Below are 14,094 nucleotides of genomic sequence, written 5' to 3' on the forward strand. Positions count from 1 at the left end.
GCGTCCGAGTCATCGATCGGGCGCACGACCGGTTGACACCGCGCGGCCAGTTCCGCTGGCAGCAAGACCGCCGGCCGCCAGGGCATCGGCTCGGTCTGCCGCCGCGCCGAGGATCCGCATGCTGTCAGCATCGAAACGGCACTGCACAGCACCAGCCGGGCGAGATTTCGCAATCGCATTCTTGAGCTCCGTATTCGACGTCTTGTTCTGCTGCTCCAGGCCCGTCATTGCCGTGCGCAGTTCCTTGTTCATCGCCGTGCTGCCCACGACGTCGGCGCGTAGCGCGTCCAGCCCCTTGGCAAGCGACTCGACCTGGTGGGCGTCGTGCGCAGCCTGGGTTTCGAGAACGCCACGCTCGTGCCCATTGGCCTCGCCGCGCCAGTAGCCCAGGCCGGCGGCGAGCGCGCCTAGCGCGATCGCCCAGCCCACGATGTTCAGATTCACGGGCATACGCCAGGCCCCCAGGATGCGGCAACATAGGCCGGCTGATGGTGGCGGATGATGCGGTCGGGATAGGCCCGGTTCTCGCGCCAGTTGGCCGCCGATCGGCCCGCATTGACCGTCTCGACCGATCCCCACCAGATGAGCGGGTCAAGCCCCGAACTCGATGCTCGTTTCTGGTCACGCGAGATCCAGCCCAGCCCGCCGTTGTAGGCCGACAATGTCATCGCCATGCGCTCGCAGTCATCACGCGCGCGGATACGCTCGTAGAGATAGCGGTCGTAGGTGACCAGGGCGCGCAGCGCCCAGGATGGATTGAAAGGAGCGTTCTGCGCCAGCGCCGGGTAAAGCCCAGCGATCCAGCTGGAGGTCGCCGGCATGAACTGGGCCATGCCCTGGGCGCCCACGGCAGAGACGGCGCCGGGGCGCCAGGCGCTCTCCTGATGGATCTGTGCGGCGAACGTCGAGACCGGTGCGTCCATGCCCCAAACGACACGGGCATTGCGCATGAGCTCCGACCGGTACTGCTGGGCTGCACGCGGCACGTCGGCCGCCGGCGCCGGCAGCGCGGTGCAGCTGGCCACGAGCAGCACGACCAGGTGTCGGCCGAGACGGATGAGCTGCTGGCCCATCACAGCCCCAGCGCGACAGCCAGAATGACCGCGGCCGCAATCGCCGTGCGGCGGATCGTCGAGACCATGAAGGGGATTTCGTAGCCGTCCGCGATCGGGTGGTCCACGCGATGCGTGCCGACGCAGGAGCCGCAGCGCCAATCACGCACCAGGTAGCCATCGGGACGTGCGTACGGGAACAGGGCGCGGTCGATCCAGTAGGAGCCGACGGCCGCCAGGCTGATCAGGCTCAGCTTATAGATCGCGACGGGAACTTGCTGGGGGGAAACGATGCCGATCACGACGATCAGCAATGCGGCGACGATGAGCCAGGTGGTCAGACGCGGCAGGCGGCGACGCAGCGGAATGGGATTTTCGAGAGGCGACACGGCAACACTCCAAGGCAAGAAAAAGGGCGGCGAGCAGAATGAATCTGCATCGTGCCGCCCGCTTGCCTGAAGCGCTATTAAATGGATTTACTGCGACGCTACTGCTGCAACGTGTCGATGCGCCTCAACAGGAGCTCAGCCTTCATCTGGGCGATGGAAAGCAAACCTGGAGGCAGCTTTCCGCAATAGGTGTTGTAGTTGCTCATGTCGGTTTCGTCGGCCTGCTCAGTGGTCAAGATGACCATCCTCCATGCGCATGCCAATACCGGATTCTTGTTTTGATCGGAGAACTTATCCGAGTATCCGAAGGCGAGGTTCCGCTGCGCTTGGTAGTCGCCAGCGAGAGCTTTCTGCTTGAGATCCGCCAGCTTCTCAGCGGCGCGAGCAGGGGTGAAGATCAGCATAAGTGAAGTGGCCAATGCGGCCGCCACATTGATTCGACATTGTGTCTTAAAGATGTATGCCACCACCAGATTCCTCCCTATTCGAGCACAGTGACCTTGACATTGTTGGTTGCGTCGTTTTTTAAAACGAAGATCACCAGCATTGCAGATTCAATATTGATGCGTGGTTTTTGGTTGGTGATCGATCCGGTATCGGAAGCCGTCTGATTGATGGTGATGCAGCGTTGGCTCACTTCTTATCTCCCATGTTCAGCTTGAATTTCTTGTTTATCACCTTTCCTCCGCTGATGTGCTGATTGACGCTGCGGGAGCTCTGCACTAGGTCTTCGCCTCGATGCGCCATCGCAGCAGCAGTGCGTCGGATAACGGCTTGGTCAGCTACCGAACAGGCGTCGTAGTCCGCAACCAGCGCTCGGTGTTCTGGGGCGATTGGTGCGGGCGGAGCAAACGAGCGGGAACCGGTAAGCACATAGAGGACGTCCACGCCGGCACGCGCGATAGCTTCCAAATAGCTCGCGTCTGGTGAGCGTTCACCCTTTTCGTACTTAAGCTGCGCCTGTTTCTGGACGCCACCCGCCGAACCAAGCTCAGCTTGGTTCATACCCAGTCGCTGCCGCTCCTCGCGCAGCCGCTCTCCCAAATTACTCAATTGGGTATCCTCAAAACGACTTGACAAGTACGCAAATGCGTACCATCATTCACCCTCAAGAACCTACCTGGTTCCCGACCCTTAAAACCACACCCCGCGAGGATAGCAGACGCCATGCATCCTGAATTGATCAAGGCCTCGATTCGCATGAAGGGCACCACGCCCACTGCGCTGGCCGCCAAATTGAAGGTCGCACCCACGACGGTCTTCGAAGTCATCTCCGGCCGCACGCGGTCTGCACGCATTGAGCGCGCGATCGCCGACCTGGTCGGCCAACCCGTATCTGTCCTCTGGCCGAGCCATAGCCAGCCCAAGGGGGTCAACCGCCGCCTCAAGAGCGCCGCTCCCCGCAGGGTGGCGGCATGAGCACGATCAAGGCCACGCTCACGCGCACATACCGCAATGAACCGCTGGCAGTACTCGACGGCGGCCCCTTCGTCATCCTCGAGCGCACCCCAGAACAGCTGCGTGCCCTGGCCGCCGCGCTGGAAGCAGTTGCCGTAGCAGCCGAAAAGCGTCCCTGCACGGGTCGCCACTGGTTGCCAGGTCGCATGGAGGTTCAGGCATGAGCAAGGAGACCATCAACAGCGCACAGCGTGTTTTGCGCATCATGAAGGCGCTGCGTGGCCGGCGCCTGAATGGCATCTCCAACCAGGAATTGGCCGCGATGACGGGCGAATCCCCCACGAACGTCACGCGTGCGCTCGCCACGCTGATGGCCGAGGACTTCGCGGTGAAGTTCGACAACGGTCTGTACGCACCTGGCATCGCGTTGCTGCAGATCGCCCAGTCCCATGCCGAAGAGTGCGCGCGGATGACCGCCCGCATCGCCGAAACCAACCAGCGCATCGCTGCGGGGGCCCAGCTGTGACCCAGGCTCCGCCTGTCGATCACCACATGACCGTCGATATCTACATCGCGGGCAGGTCGGAGTATCGCGTGCGCGTGAACCGCATCCCGACGGCAGAAGCCGACGTGGCATTCGCGGTGGCCCGCAACGTGTTCGCCGAGCTGCTCAAGTACGCCGACCAGCCCCACGCATTGCGCATGGAACTGGTCGACGTCGACCCCATTCACGAATGCCAACCAAAAGGATAGTCACGATGGCTCGTCCGAAGAATTCCCCCGCCGCCGCACCTGACACCGCCAAACCCGCCGCCGATGTCGAGGCAGCGCTGATCCAGGCTGCCGAGCGCTCGGCCTTGGTCCTCAAGCAGTTCGGTGACGGCTTGCCGTTCGATCTGCCGCGCTACGAACACGTCATTCGCACCCACCTGGCACGAAGCGCCGACGAAATGCTCGCCGCCGGCCGCGCGCTGCTGGTGGTTCGTGAACACGTGCCGCACGGGGATTGGCGCGATTTCTTGTCCCGCCTCGGCCTCGAACCCCGCCTCGCGCAGCGCATGAGCCAGGCGGCGCTGAAGTTCTCAAATGCGTCGACGTCGACGCATTTGATCGAGGCGGCCGGTAACAAGTCGAAACTCATTGAGCTCCTGGTCCTCGACGATGACCAGGTCGCCGAACTGAACGAGGGCGGCACGGTCGCCGGCATTACGCTCGACGACGTCGCCACGATGTCGGTGTCCGACCTACGCAAGACACTGCGTGAAGCGCGCGCCGAAGCCGAGGCCAACGACAAACTGCTCTCGGAGAAAAATGACCAGATCGACACGCTCAAGAAAGAGCGTGATGCTGCCAATCGCCGGATCAAGGCTGAGAAGCCCGACGCGCAGCTGGTCGGCCTGCACACCGAAGTCGAGGCCGAGTTGGTGGGCCTGGAGGCGGTCATTGGCGGCAAGCTGCGTGAAGGCCTGGAGAAACTGTGCGCAGCGTATGTCGAGACCGGCAAGGGCGATGCGCAGCGCACGCGACTTCTGGCCGCCAGCCTGCGTGCGGTCCAGCAACAGATCGGCGACCTGTTCACCGAATTCAACCTGCCCCAGGGTGACGGCGACGAGCTGCCGGCCTGGGCGCAGGACGAGTAAGGAGCGAGCGATGGGAGCCCCCGCCAACGCAGTCATCGCGGAAGAGCTGGCCGACGTTGCGCGTGCCTGGCGCGTTGCGCCGCACGGGCGTAAGGGCGAGATCCTGGCTGGCGCGGCTGCGCGGCTACAGATGTCTCAGGCCAGGCTGTATCGCCTGCTCGGCGACCTGGTCACCAAACCGACCCGCAAGCGCCGGTCGGACGCCGGCAAGACGGCACTGCCGGTGCAGGAAGCGCAGATGATCGCCGCCGTGCTGCTCGAGCACATGCGCAAGAACGGCAAGATGCTCAAGAGCGTCGAGGCCGCGGTGGAGGTGCTGCGCGCCAACAACATGATCGAAGCGCTGCGCATCAACCCGGCGACGGGCGAGGTCTCGCCCCTGTCGATCTCCACCATCCGCAAGGCCCTGCGCAACTATCGTCTGCACCCGGAGCAACTGCTCGCGCCGGCGCCGGCAATGAGCCTGCGCAGCCTGCACCCGAACCATGTATGGCAGATCGATGCCTCGCGTTGCGTCCTGTTCTACCTGCCACGCGCATCGAAAGGCGATAGCGGTCTGCGCATCATGGACCACACCGACTTCTATAAGAACAAGCCGGCCAACGTCATCAAGGTCATCAACGAGTCGCTGTGGCGCTACGTGGTGACCGACCACACCAGCGGTTGGAACTATTCCACGTACGTCACGGGCGGTGAGAACGCCACCAACCTGGTTGACGTGCTCATCGATGCCATGCATCGCCGAGAGGGTGAGGCCATGTTCGGCGTTCCACTCATGGTGATGCTCGACCCGGGATCGGCCAACACCAGCGCGATATTCAAGAACCTGTGCAAGGCGTTGCGGATCCACGTCCAGATCAACAAGCCGAAGAACCCGCGCGCGAAGGGCCAGGTCGAAAAGGGCCAGGACATCACCGAGCGCGATTTCGAATCCACCCTGCGGCTGCTGCCGTCAGACAAGGTCGACAGCCTGGAGAAGATCAATGCGCTGGTGGCACGTTGGCGCCGGTACTTCAACGGCACCCGGATCCACACGCGCACGGGGCGAACCCGCGACTCCGCCTGGCTGCATATCACGCCCGATCAGTTGGTGACCCCGCCAGCAGCAGACCTCCTGCGGTCACTCGCGCTCAGCGCGCCGGAGTCGCGCGTGGTTTCCACGCACTTGCGCGTCAGCTACCGCGGTTCCGACTACGACGTGTCGTCGGTGCCTGGCGTCTGCGTTGGCGAGAAGCTGCTGGTCTGCGAGAACCCCTGGGCTCAGGACACCGTCCAGGTCGTCATGAGCGACGACGAGGGCCACGAGGCCTACCAGGTCGTGCAACGTGTCACCTATGACCAATTCGGTATGGTCGCCGACGCGCCGGTGATCGGCGAGAGCTATGCCCGTCACGCCGACACGCCCGCGCAGACCAACGCCAAGGCCTTGGAACTGATGGCGACAGGCACCTCCACCGAGACCGAAGCCAAGGCGGCACGCAAGGCCGGCACCGTCGCCTTCGGCGGGCAGATTGATCCCTTCGCCCACATCGACCAGGCGCTCGAGCATGTGCCCGCCACACTGCCGCGCCGGGGCCGGGATCACGACCTGGTCGCACCGACGGTGCACCTGCCGCCGCTTTCGCACATCCAGGCCGCCAAGCAGCTCAAGCCCGCGTTTTCCGACTGGTCGCCTGAACACTACACACGCCTGCAGGCCCTGTACCCCGAGGGCGTTCCGGCCGACGCCATTGATGCAGCAGCGCAAGCGTTGCGCGCCGCCATGGCGCCGGCTCCTATCCAACCGTCCATCGTGCACATCGTGCGCGCCGCCTAGGAAAGCAGATGAGACAGCAGCTGAAACTCAAACGGATCTTGCCGGCGCTCGGCGTGTCGCAAAGCCAGCTTGCGATCGCGGTCGAACTCAGCCCGGCGACGGTCGCCCAACTTGTGAACCACGCTCTATGGCCTCGGGTGCGGCAGCACCAGCTGCGCGAGGCCACGATCCAGTTTTTGAAGGTCCACGGCGCCACCGAGGAACAGCTTGCCGTGGCCTTTGAAAAAGAAACGCCACCGCAGGTCAGTGCGGTGGCGCCCGAACAACAGCATTCCCCCATGAACGAGGACGAACACATGTCGATTCGCAAGCAGATTCTACAGCCTCAGACCCTGCGCCACTTCAAGCTGCCGGGCAACCCCTTCGACGAAGTCGCCAGCAGCGACGAGTTCTATGCCAACGAGCAGCTGCGCTACACGCGTGCCCAGCTGCTGGATGCCTGCAAACGCGGCGGCTTTGTCGCGGTGGTAGGCGAGTCGGGCTCGGGCAAAACCACGCTGCGTCGTGACCTGCAGGAGCGCGTGCAGCGCGCGGACATGCCCATCCAGATCATCCGCCCCTACGTTGTCGGCATGGAGGCCGACGACACCAAGGGCAAGACGCTCAAGGCCAGCGCGATCCTGGACGCGATCATGGCCACCATCGCCCCGCATGAACCGCTGCGCGCGAGCAGTGATGCGCGGTACCGCCAGCTGGAGAACCGCCTGAAAGAGAGCCACCGCGCCGGCGTGCGTCACGCGGTGCTGATCGAAGAGGCGCACGCCATGCCCAAGGCCACGTTGCGCCACCTGAAACGCTTTGTCGAGCTCGAGGATGGTTTCTCGCGCCTGCTCAGCGTGATCCTGCTCGGACAAAATGAGCTCGCCGAGAAGCTCGATCCTCGCGATCCCTCGGTGCGCGAAGTGGTCCAGCGTTGCGAGATCATCACGCTGCCGCCGCTTGGCGAGTACCTGGAGGACTACCTGCGCTTTCGGCTCAAGCGCTTCAGCGTGGACCTCTCCAAGATCGTGACCGCCGATGGCCTGCAGGCGCTGCGCGAGCGCCTGTCGCCGCCGGTGCCGCGTGGGCACACCGAGCGCTCGTTCCTCTACCCCTTGGCGGTGCACAACCTGCTGACCGCCGCCATGAACCTGGCCGCCGAGAACGGCGCCCCGGCGGTGAGCGCCGACATCGTCATGGAGACGAAATGGAACTGATCGCCAACACCACGGCGCCGCGGGTCTATACCCCGGCGCGCATCGCGCAGATAGCGGCGGCCAACGCCGCGGGCCGGGCGCTGCGGGCGCTGGGCCTGCGCGTGATCAGCGAGGAGCTGATTCCCGACGACGGTGGCGCGCCCATCCTGCTGCTCGACCTGTGCGGGATGCCCGCCGAGTACCTGCGTGGGATGTGCGAGGCCTCCACACGCCAGGCCGACGGACGCATCACCGCGCTGTTTCAGGGCGTGCGCCTGGCGATCCACCAAGACGAGGTGCGCCATGACGGTTGAATTCATGGCGGGCCCGTCCCTCGCGAACCCGGCCGCATTTGATTCGGTCGACCAGCTGCGCAACGCGCTGCACGGCGCCAACAAGGACCTGGTCAACCTGTTCTTCGAGCACTGCTCGTTGCGCAGCTCCTTCGCCGAGCTGAGCCAGCTTCTCAGCGACATCATGAGCGCCCAACTCGGCAACGACGATGACGCGCTGCGCAAACACATCGCTGCTGCGGTTGAGCGTACGCGATTCGCGCTGAGCGACAAGCCGGCAACGAGGCACTGACATGGCCCGCGCTCGCGCCTTGATGGTCTTTCAGGTGTCGGTCGCAGGCATGCGGCTGCGCGTGCGACTGCTGCCGAGTGTGGCCGACGTGGACGCGGAGTATCGCGGGGGCCGCAGGCGCAGTGATCGCAAGGTCGTTCACGGCTATTTCCAGGCCGCGGCACTGGGGGCCCGCGTGATTGGGACGGTCGCTGTGCCGCTCTCGGGCAGCAACCTGCGCGAGATCGTTCCCCACGAGGTGTCCCACGCCGTCATCCATCACCTGCAGGGCGTGAGTGCGCGTGACGATGAGACCGCTGCCAGCGCGATCGGGCTGTTGTGCGCGGCCATTTTTTCCAGGATCGAGGCGTTCGCCGCCTTTCAGGAGACCCCATGAGCAAATCTGACGATGTCGCCGTTGTGGCGCTCATCCGTATCAAGGCCGTGTTGCGCCGCCACCAGGCGCCGGCCAGCACGATCAGCAAGCACGACGCCATCGTGCAGATCTCGGCCCTCGTGGACGAGGCCGCGGCCGAGATCGCCGACTCCATCGCCTCGCTCAACATGAAGGAAGCATCATGACCAGCACCACCGCCAATCGCCCCGACATTCCGCCGGGATTTCGCCTCAAGGCGGACGGCTCGTATGTCCCCGAAGCCCTGGTATCCGATATCGACAAGCTGCGCGACCAGACCATCGAGACGCTCATTGACCAGGCCAAGATCATCAGCACGTTGCTGGCGGATTTCAAGATCCGCGCGTTTCGCGATATCGAGGCCTTTGTCGAGACGAGCGTCGAGCAGTACGGCGTGAAGTCGCGTAGCGTCAAGGGGAACCTGACGCTGACCTCGTTCAGCGGACGCTACATGGTCCGGCTGCAGATCCAGGATCGCCTCGTGTTCGACGAGCGCCTGCATGCGGCCAAGGCCCTGATCGACGAATGCATCACGTCCTGGTCGGAAAGCTCGCGCGACGAGATCAAGGTGCTGGTGAACGACGCATTCCGCGTGGACAAGGCCGGCCAGATCAACACGGCTCGTGTGCTGGCCCTGCGTCGTCTTCCCATCAAGGATGAGCGCTGGCAGCGCGCCATGGCCGCGATCAGCGACAGCGTGAGCGTGGCCAACAGCAAACCCTATGTGCGGTTCTACGAGCGGCGCGAGGGTTCGGACGAGTACACGCCGATCTGCCTGGACATCGCGGCGGTTTGATCATGCCGAGCTACCCGAACTACGACACGAAGTCGCTGTGCGTTGGCTGCGAATGCACCGAAGGCCGGCAGTGCTCGGACCACGGCAAGCTGTGCCATTGGTTGCGTGTGGATCGCAACCTCGGCAAGGGAGTCTGCAGCTGCTGCGCCGACTGCGTTCCCGATTGGGATGCCGGCAAGTACGACACGCGCACCCGCATCGGTCCGATCGATGTATGACCCCGCCGCTCCACACCCCAAGCGATAAGGGGGCCGCGCACGGCTAAATGCGCGGGACGTCCCAGCCTGGCCGGGCGGGCTTAGATCGACCCCGGATTTTTTCGACATGCACGCTTTCTTGAACGCCTTGCCCTTGTAGGGCGCTCCGGTAAGCGCCAGGAGCCAGAAATGACCATGCCCCCCGACGATACGCCGTCCGTGCGACGCCGCCACAAGACCCTGCAGGAGATGGCCGAGCTGTTCGGCATCTTCCTGGTCGAGCGCCTTCAGCTCACGGCCGAGGACGCGGCCACACTCGGCGATGAGCTGGTCGACCTGGTGCACCGTCATTACAGCGGCCAGAGCCTGTACTTCCCCAAGGATCGTGGCTATGTCCGGCTGGAGCATGACACCTACATCTGGCAGCACCTTCGCCGCGGGAATGCCTCGGAGATCGCCGCCCACCTGGGTGTGAGCTACGTGTATGTCTACCAGCGGTACCGCGTCATGCTGGCCGAGTCTCGTCGCCGCACCCAACCCCAGCTTCCTGGAATGGACTCCTCCGAAACCGACGGTGCGTAGCGCCAGCGGTCCATTTCCGCAACCGTAGAGAGCCTCCCCCTCATGAACGAGAACACCATGACGAAAGCCATGAATCCCATTCAACGCATCCGCACAGTGCTGGATGCCTACAAGACACCGGGCAGCCCGCTGAGCAAGGCGGCTTGCCTTGCTGAAATCGACTCCATCGTCGCCGATGTCGAGCGCATCGACCACCTGACGGCTGTGGACGACAAGCTGAAGGTGGATATCTTGCGTGCCAGCATTGTCAACATCGGCCGGCTGCTGCCGGATCGCATGAGCATCGCATTTACGCGGTTGGATGCGGTCACCATGCTCAAGCAGGTTTTCCCGGATGGCGAGAGCCAGGACTGCGTTTTCACAGGCCACACGCCGATCTATGCCGTTCCGGTCGTGCCGGCGCTTCGAAACCTGGCCGAGGATCTCCAGCATGGATAAAGACGACATCCTTCGCAAGATCGAGAAGTGCTTGGCGCTGGCGAAGTCCAGCGAACCGGCCGAGGCGGCGGCAGCGCTGCGTCAGGCGCAAGCGCTGATGCGTGAGCACGGAGTATCGCAACTGGAAGCTCAGGCGATCGGCGCTCGTGAGTGCTCGGTTAAGGCCACCGCACGCACGCCGAGCAGGCACGAAGCCTACCTTGCCGGCCTTGTGGCCGATGCTTTCGGCTGCGAGCTCATCCTCGCAAGCGGCGGAATCCTTTCCGGTGGAGCGGTGTGGCTGCTGGTCGGCTGCTCGCCCAGTGTCGAGGTGGCACAGTACACCCTGCAGGTGCTGCTGCGGCTGATGGCGCGGGCGCGCACCGACCATATCAAGGCCACGTTGAAGCGCTGCGGCCTTAAGAACAAGACGGCCCGTGCCGATGCCTTCTGCCAGGGTTGGGTCGCGGCCGTCGCTTCTCTCGTTCCCCGGATGGAACCCTCGGCAGACCAGAAGACTGCGATCGAGGCTCACATGCAGCTGAATCACCCGAGCCTGGGCAAGTTCACCCCGCGAAGCCGTGACGCCGGCGCTCGTGGCTGGGCCGACCAGGTCGCAGGCCACCGCGCAGGCGCCGGCGTCCAACTGCATCCAGGCGTTGGCGCCAGTGGAGCGCCGCTCCTGCTGGAGTAGCACTGCCGCGCAGAGGCAATGTCGAGATCACCAACGTCCACACCTGAAACCTTCCTGCCAGAGAGAGTTCCCATGAAACAAGATGACCGCCGAGCGAAGTGCACGCGCTGCCGCAACGTCCATTTGGAGTCCGAGCGTATCGAACGGCCCAGACCCCGCCGCTCCACCTCGGAAATCCAGATGTATGACCGCTGCTGCCCGCGTTGTGGCGGCAAGGAGTACTACGATATGACGCCGCAAGTAGCGTGGTGCTGGGCGAGCGGTGTCATCGAGGTCGGCGATCAGGAGCCTGGCGACCAGGTCGACGGCAGCGGGCCGATCGTCATTGCCCGCGGGCCGAAGTACGCGCTGCGGAGCCAACTGGAGGTTTTCGCGCGGCATGGGCGTGGCAAGGGCGAAGGTCTTCTGCTGGTGCCGGGCGTCCCGGAGGCAGGTTCCCAGCGGGAAGCTGGCGATGCGCTGGAAAAATGGCTGACCTGGTGCGCGGGAAGCCGCAGCGCGCGGCGCGATGGTGTCACGTTCACGGCAATGAAAGAGGGCTGATCCGTCATGGCGACGACAACTGCGCGCGCTCAAGAGCGCCAACGCCTAATTCGCCTTGTGCACATGGCTCAGCGGGAACTGAAGCTGGACAAGGAAACCTATCGCGCGGCCTTGCTGGCGGTCACGGGCGGCAAGAAGGACTCCTGCTCGTCGATGAGCGCCGAAGAGCTGCAGCTGGCCCTGGATCACTTCAAGCGATTCGGCTTCAAGGTGCGCCTCAAGCCTCGGCCAAGCCGCCCGATGGACACCGAGGCGACCAGCAAGAAGATCCGTGCCCTGTGGCTGCTGTTACGCGATCTGGGCGCGGTGAGCAATCCGTCCGAGGAGGCCTTGGCGGCATACGTCAAACGGATCACGGGTGTTGAAGCGCTGCAATGGATAGATGGGCGTCAGGCCGAGCGCACCATCGAGACCATGAAGAAATGGGCGATGCGCCTCTTGCCTAAGCATGTTCGGCATCTCGTCGATCAGGTGCGCGATCAGCGGCTCGAGCCCGCGGTTCTCGGCAAGCTGCAGGCCAAGCTCAACCTGGCCTTCACACGCAATACGTTCGAACCCATGCTTGAGGCCTTTGAGGCCCTGCAAGCAGCCTTGAAGGCGGAGGCGGGAACACCATGAACAGGGTACGGCGCGCGACCATTCAAACCGAGTTGGGGACGGAGATCCAATGTGCGCAATGCAAGGAATTCTGGCCCGCTGATGGCGATTTCTTCTTTCTCTCGAAAGGAACACCCCATTCCTGGTGCAAGGCGTGCTACCAGGCCCATCCCACAATCGTCGCAAGGAAGCGGCGGTGGGTCGAGAAGCAACGCGCGGCCCGAGCCGAAGCGAATTAGGTTCAAGGAGCAATCCGATGAGTGAAACCATTCGGTGGGCTCTGGCCCTGACGTATCTGGGTAGCCTATTCGGTATGGCCGCCTTTTTGATCTACAAGCGCGCCCCGGGTTGGGGCTGGTTTCTGGCAGTTGTCTGTGTCGTAGTTTCGACGACAACCATCCAAATCGACTCGAAGCCGAGCGATGCCACTACGGCCGCCCGGCTTCAAGCCCAGGGCGCCAGGGGAAAATGATGGACGCAGCAACGAAGATGCGTATGACGTTCACCGAGAACATGCGGAAAGTCGCGCTAGGTGCCCAGGTGGCTCGCTTGATGCCCAATGCTAGGGTCTGGACGATCACCCAGCAGAAGAAGGTTGATTGTGGAGTGTGGCTCACACTTCAACATGGCCGACGGTCTTTCCGTGTGTATGTTCCAGTCTGCATCAGCGGTCCCGCGTTGCTGGATGCCGGCCTCAAGTCCGTAGCCTTGGCGCCAATCCAGCGTCCGTTATGCTGATCTCTGCTAGGCGCCGACGTGTCAGAGCTACTATCATGATTCTCGTCGCGCAGGGCGGGACCCTCCCCGCCGTTAACAGGAGAGCCGTCAAGATGTCAGCGGTTTCGTCGATCCTCACTCGGTTGACTGCCGAGCAACAGGAAAAGGTTGATCGCATGATCAATCTGCAGCCCCGGCTCACCATTACTCAAATGACCGATGCTTTGGTGGCGGAGGGCATTCCGATCAAGCGGTCGGCGCTGGGGCGATACGTCAAGTCTGTGCGAGATCCACTTCAGAAGACCGCCAGTGCCACCTCGCTCGCGGTCATCATCGACACAAGAACCGGTTCGTCCACAACCCTTCCGCTCGCCTTATCGCCCGATGCAGTGCTGGCAGTTTTACAGCGCTACGTCCATTCGGATATTTGAAAAGGCCTTACAAAAGGCGGACCAGAATGTCGCATGTTGGATCGGGATGTCCCACATTTATCTCGCCCAGACGTTCTGAATATCTCTCTTCTCTTCACCCTGACGATGGAGATCCACCACAGCAAGCACCACCAGACCTACGTCAACAACCTGAACGCCGCGCTGGAAGGCGCCGGCATCGCCACCGATGAACCGATCGACGCCCTGGTGGCGCGCATCGACCAGCTGCCCGAGGCCATCCGCGGCGCGGTGCGCAACAACGGCGGCGGCCACGCCAACCACAGCCTGTTCTGGTCGGTCATGTCGCCGCAGGGCGGCGGCGAGCCCGATGGCGCGCTGGCCCGCGCCATCGATGCCGAACTGGGCGGCCAAGCCGCCTTCCGCGAAGCCTTCACCAAGGCGGCGCTGACGCGCTTCGGCAGCGGCTGGGCCTGGCTCAGCGTGACGCCGGCCGGCAAGCTGGTGGTGGAAAGCAGCGCCAACCAGGACAGCCCGCTGATGCATGGCAATACCCCGATCCTGGGCCTGGACGTGTGGGAGCACGCCTACTATCTGAAGTACCAGAACCGCCGGCCGGAATACATCGGCGCCTTCTACAACGTGATCGATTGGTCCGAGGTGGCGCGCCGTTACGCCGCCGCCGTGGGCTGATCCCGGTTCGCGCGGGAGGC

General features: G+C 63.6%; 26 protein-coding genes and 1 pseudogene. 21 read left to right on the forward strand and 6 right to left on the reverse strand.

The features are described 5' to 3' along the window. Positions 1 to 9: 9 nt before the first annotated feature. The 6 genes from AOZ53_RS10125 to AOZ53_RS33375 all read right to left on the reverse strand — a co-directional run bounded on the left by AOZ53_RS10125 (position 10) and on the right by AOZ53_RS33375 (position 2,494). Complete coding sequence (locus tag AOZ53_RS10125; protein WP_156333342.1) at positions 10 to 444, reverse strand: hypothetical protein; 435 nt, start codon at positions 442 to 444, stop codon at positions 10 to 12. Further along, entirely contained in the window at positions 441 to 1,073 is a 633-nt protein-coding gene (locus AOZ53_RS10130; protein WP_054487700.1) for a transglycosylase SLT domain-containing protein, read from the reverse strand. Before AOZ53_RS10130 ends, AOZ53_RS10125 begins: the two co-directional genes overlap by 4 nt. Further along, complete coding sequence (locus AOZ53_RS10135; protein ID WP_231690597.1) at positions 1,073 to 1,441, reverse strand: putative holin; 369 nt, start codon at positions 1,439 to 1,441, stop codon at positions 1,073 to 1,075. The genes AOZ53_RS10130 and AOZ53_RS10135 overlap by 1 nt, the downstream gene beginning before the upstream one ends. Before the next feature lie 98 nt (positions 1,442 to 1,539). Continuing rightward, positions 1,540 to 1,908: a hypothetical protein gene (locus AOZ53_RS10140; protein ID WP_156333343.1), complete on the reverse strand. Its 369-nt coding sequence runs from the start codon at positions 1,906 to 1,908 to the stop codon at positions 1,540 to 1,542. A 14-nt stretch (positions 1,909 to 1,922) separates the two neighbouring features. Then, positions 1,923 to 2,078 carry a hypothetical protein gene (locus tag AOZ53_RS34145; protein WP_156333344.1) on the reverse strand — a complete coding sequence of 52 codons (156 nt, stop codon included), beginning with the start codon at positions 2,076 to 2,078 and terminating at the stop codon, positions 1,923 to 1,925. After that, entirely contained in the window at positions 2,075 to 2,494 is a 420-nt protein-coding gene (locus tag AOZ53_RS33375; protein ID WP_102964924.1) for a helix-turn-helix domain-containing protein, read from the reverse strand. Before AOZ53_RS33375 ends, AOZ53_RS34145 begins: the two co-directional genes overlap by 4 nt. 114 nt (positions 2,495 to 2,608) lie before the next feature. Here AOZ53_RS33375 and AOZ53_RS10145 point away from each other — a divergent pair, with 114 nt between their 5' ends. The 21 genes and pseudogenes from AOZ53_RS10145 to AOZ53_RS10240 form a co-directional block, all read left to right on the forward strand. Then, complete coding sequence (locus AOZ53_RS10145; protein ID WP_054474394.1) at positions 2,609 to 2,860, forward strand: helix-turn-helix domain-containing protein; 252 nt, start codon at positions 2,609 to 2,611, stop codon at positions 2,858 to 2,860. Beyond that, positions 2,857 to 3,063: a hypothetical protein gene (locus AOZ53_RS34150; protein WP_156333345.1), complete on the forward strand. Its 207-nt coding sequence runs from the start codon at positions 2,857 to 2,859 to the stop codon at positions 3,061 to 3,063. The genes AOZ53_RS10145 and AOZ53_RS34150 overlap by 4 nt, the downstream gene beginning before the upstream one ends. Further along, the gene (locus AOZ53_RS10150; protein ID WP_054487704.1) at positions 3,060 to 3,365 is read left to right on the forward strand and encodes a helix-turn-helix domain-containing protein; all 306 of its coding nucleotides are present in this window, start codon (positions 3,060 to 3,062) and stop codon (positions 3,363 to 3,365) included. The genes AOZ53_RS34150 and AOZ53_RS10150 overlap by 4 nt, the downstream gene beginning before the upstream one ends. Before the next feature lie 26 nt (positions 3,366 to 3,391). Next, entirely contained in the window at positions 3,392 to 3,592 is a 201-nt protein-coding gene (locus AOZ53_RS10155; protein WP_054487706.1) for a hypothetical protein, read from the forward strand. Positions 3,593 to 3,597: 5 nt separating this feature from the next. Continuing rightward, entirely contained in the window at positions 3,598 to 4,479 is an 882-nt protein-coding gene (locus AOZ53_RS10160; RefSeq protein ID WP_054487708.1) for a hypothetical protein, read from the forward strand. A 10-nt stretch (positions 4,480 to 4,489) separates the two neighbouring features. Continuing rightward, positions 4,490 to 6,295, forward strand: coding sequence for a DDE-type integrase/transposase/recombinase (locus AOZ53_RS10165; protein ID WP_054487709.1), 1,806 nt, complete (start codon positions 4,490 to 4,492; stop codon positions 6,293 to 6,295). An 8-nt stretch (positions 6,296 to 6,303) separates the two neighbouring features. Beyond that, a complete protein-coding gene (locus tag AOZ53_RS10170) occupies positions 6,304 to 7,491 on the forward strand; it encodes an ExeA family protein (RefSeq protein WP_054474399.1) in 1,188 nt (395 codons plus the stop codon). Beyond that, positions 7,482 to 7,784, forward strand: coding sequence for a hypothetical protein (locus tag AOZ53_RS10175; RefSeq protein WP_054487711.1), 303 nt, complete (start codon positions 7,482 to 7,484; stop codon positions 7,782 to 7,784). The genes AOZ53_RS10170 and AOZ53_RS10175 overlap by 10 nt, the downstream gene beginning before the upstream one ends. Then, positions 7,774 to 8,055 (forward strand): hypothetical protein, encoded by a 282-nt coding sequence (locus tag AOZ53_RS10180; protein WP_054487713.1) that lies wholly within the window; start codon positions 7,774 to 7,776, stop codon positions 8,053 to 8,055. The genes AOZ53_RS10175 and AOZ53_RS10180 overlap by 11 nt, the downstream gene beginning before the upstream one ends. A 1-nt stretch (position 8,056) precedes the next feature. Beyond that, a complete protein-coding gene (locus AOZ53_RS10185) occupies positions 8,057 to 8,431 on the forward strand; it encodes a hypothetical protein (RefSeq protein WP_054474402.1) in 375 nt (124 codons plus the stop codon). Further along, the gene (locus AOZ53_RS10190) at positions 8,428 to 8,616 is read left to right on the forward strand and encodes a hypothetical protein (protein WP_054474403.1); all 189 of its coding nucleotides are present in this window, start codon (positions 8,428 to 8,430) and stop codon (positions 8,614 to 8,616) included. The genes AOZ53_RS10185 and AOZ53_RS10190 overlap by 4 nt, the downstream gene beginning before the upstream one ends. Next, positions 8,613 to 9,245: a DUF3164 family protein gene (locus AOZ53_RS10195; protein ID WP_054474404.1), complete on the forward strand. Its 633-nt coding sequence runs from the start codon at positions 8,613 to 8,615 to the stop codon at positions 9,243 to 9,245. The genes AOZ53_RS10190 and AOZ53_RS10195 overlap by 4 nt, the downstream gene beginning before the upstream one ends. 2 nt (positions 9,246 to 9,247) lie before the next feature. Next, positions 9,248 to 9,463 carry a hypothetical protein gene (locus AOZ53_RS10200; RefSeq protein WP_156333346.1) on the forward strand — a complete coding sequence of 72 codons (216 nt, stop codon included), beginning with the start codon at positions 9,248 to 9,250 and terminating at the stop codon, positions 9,461 to 9,463. Positions 9,464 to 9,631: 168 nt separating this feature from the next. After that, positions 9,632 to 10,024 (forward strand): Mor transcription activator family protein, encoded by a 393-nt coding sequence (locus tag AOZ53_RS10205; RefSeq protein ID WP_054474406.1) that lies wholly within the window; start codon positions 9,632 to 9,634, stop codon positions 10,022 to 10,024. A gap of 42 nt (positions 10,025 to 10,066) precedes the next feature. After that, positions 10,067 to 10,462 carry a hypothetical protein gene (locus AOZ53_RS34680; protein ID WP_054474407.1) on the forward strand — a complete coding sequence of 132 codons (396 nt, stop codon included), beginning with the start codon at positions 10,067 to 10,069 and terminating at the stop codon, positions 10,460 to 10,462. After that, positions 10,455 to 11,135, forward strand: a complete 681-nt coding sequence (locus tag AOZ53_RS10215; protein ID WP_054487715.1) for a DUF7168 domain-containing protein — start codon at positions 10,455 to 10,457, stop codon at positions 11,133 to 11,135. Before AOZ53_RS34680 ends, AOZ53_RS10215 begins: the two co-directional genes overlap by 8 nt. Before the next feature lie 72 nt (positions 11,136 to 11,207). Beyond that, positions 11,208 to 11,678, forward strand: coding sequence for a hypothetical protein (locus tag AOZ53_RS10220; RefSeq protein ID WP_054474409.1), 471 nt, complete (start codon positions 11,208 to 11,210; stop codon positions 11,676 to 11,678). Between the two features lie 6 nt (positions 11,679 to 11,684). After that, a complete protein-coding gene (locus AOZ53_RS10225) occupies positions 11,685 to 12,296 on the forward strand; it encodes a gp16 family protein (protein ID WP_082380306.1) in 612 nt (203 codons plus the stop codon). 235 nt (positions 12,297 to 12,531) lie between these two features. Further along, positions 12,532 to 12,747 (forward strand): hypothetical protein, encoded by a 216-nt coding sequence (locus AOZ53_RS10230; protein WP_054474410.1) that lies wholly within the window; start codon positions 12,532 to 12,534, stop codon positions 12,745 to 12,747. Positions 12,748 to 13,048: 301 nt separating this feature from the next. Further along, the gene (locus AOZ53_RS10235) at positions 13,049 to 13,423 is read left to right on the forward strand and encodes a hypothetical protein (RefSeq protein WP_054474411.1); all 375 of its coding nucleotides are present in this window, start codon (positions 13,049 to 13,051) and stop codon (positions 13,421 to 13,423) included. 102 nt (positions 13,424 to 13,525) lie between these two features. After that, a pseudogene (locus AOZ53_RS10240) lies at positions 13,526 to 14,074 on the forward strand (superoxide dismutase); the annotation flags it as partial. Positions 14,075 to 14,094 lie beyond the last annotated feature (20 nt).

It is taken from the genome of Achromobacter sp. 2789STDY5608621 (assembly GCF_001299375.1).
Classification (GTDB): Bacteria; Pseudomonadota; Gammaproteobacteria; order Burkholderiales; family Burkholderiaceae_B; genus Achromobacter; species Achromobacter insuavis.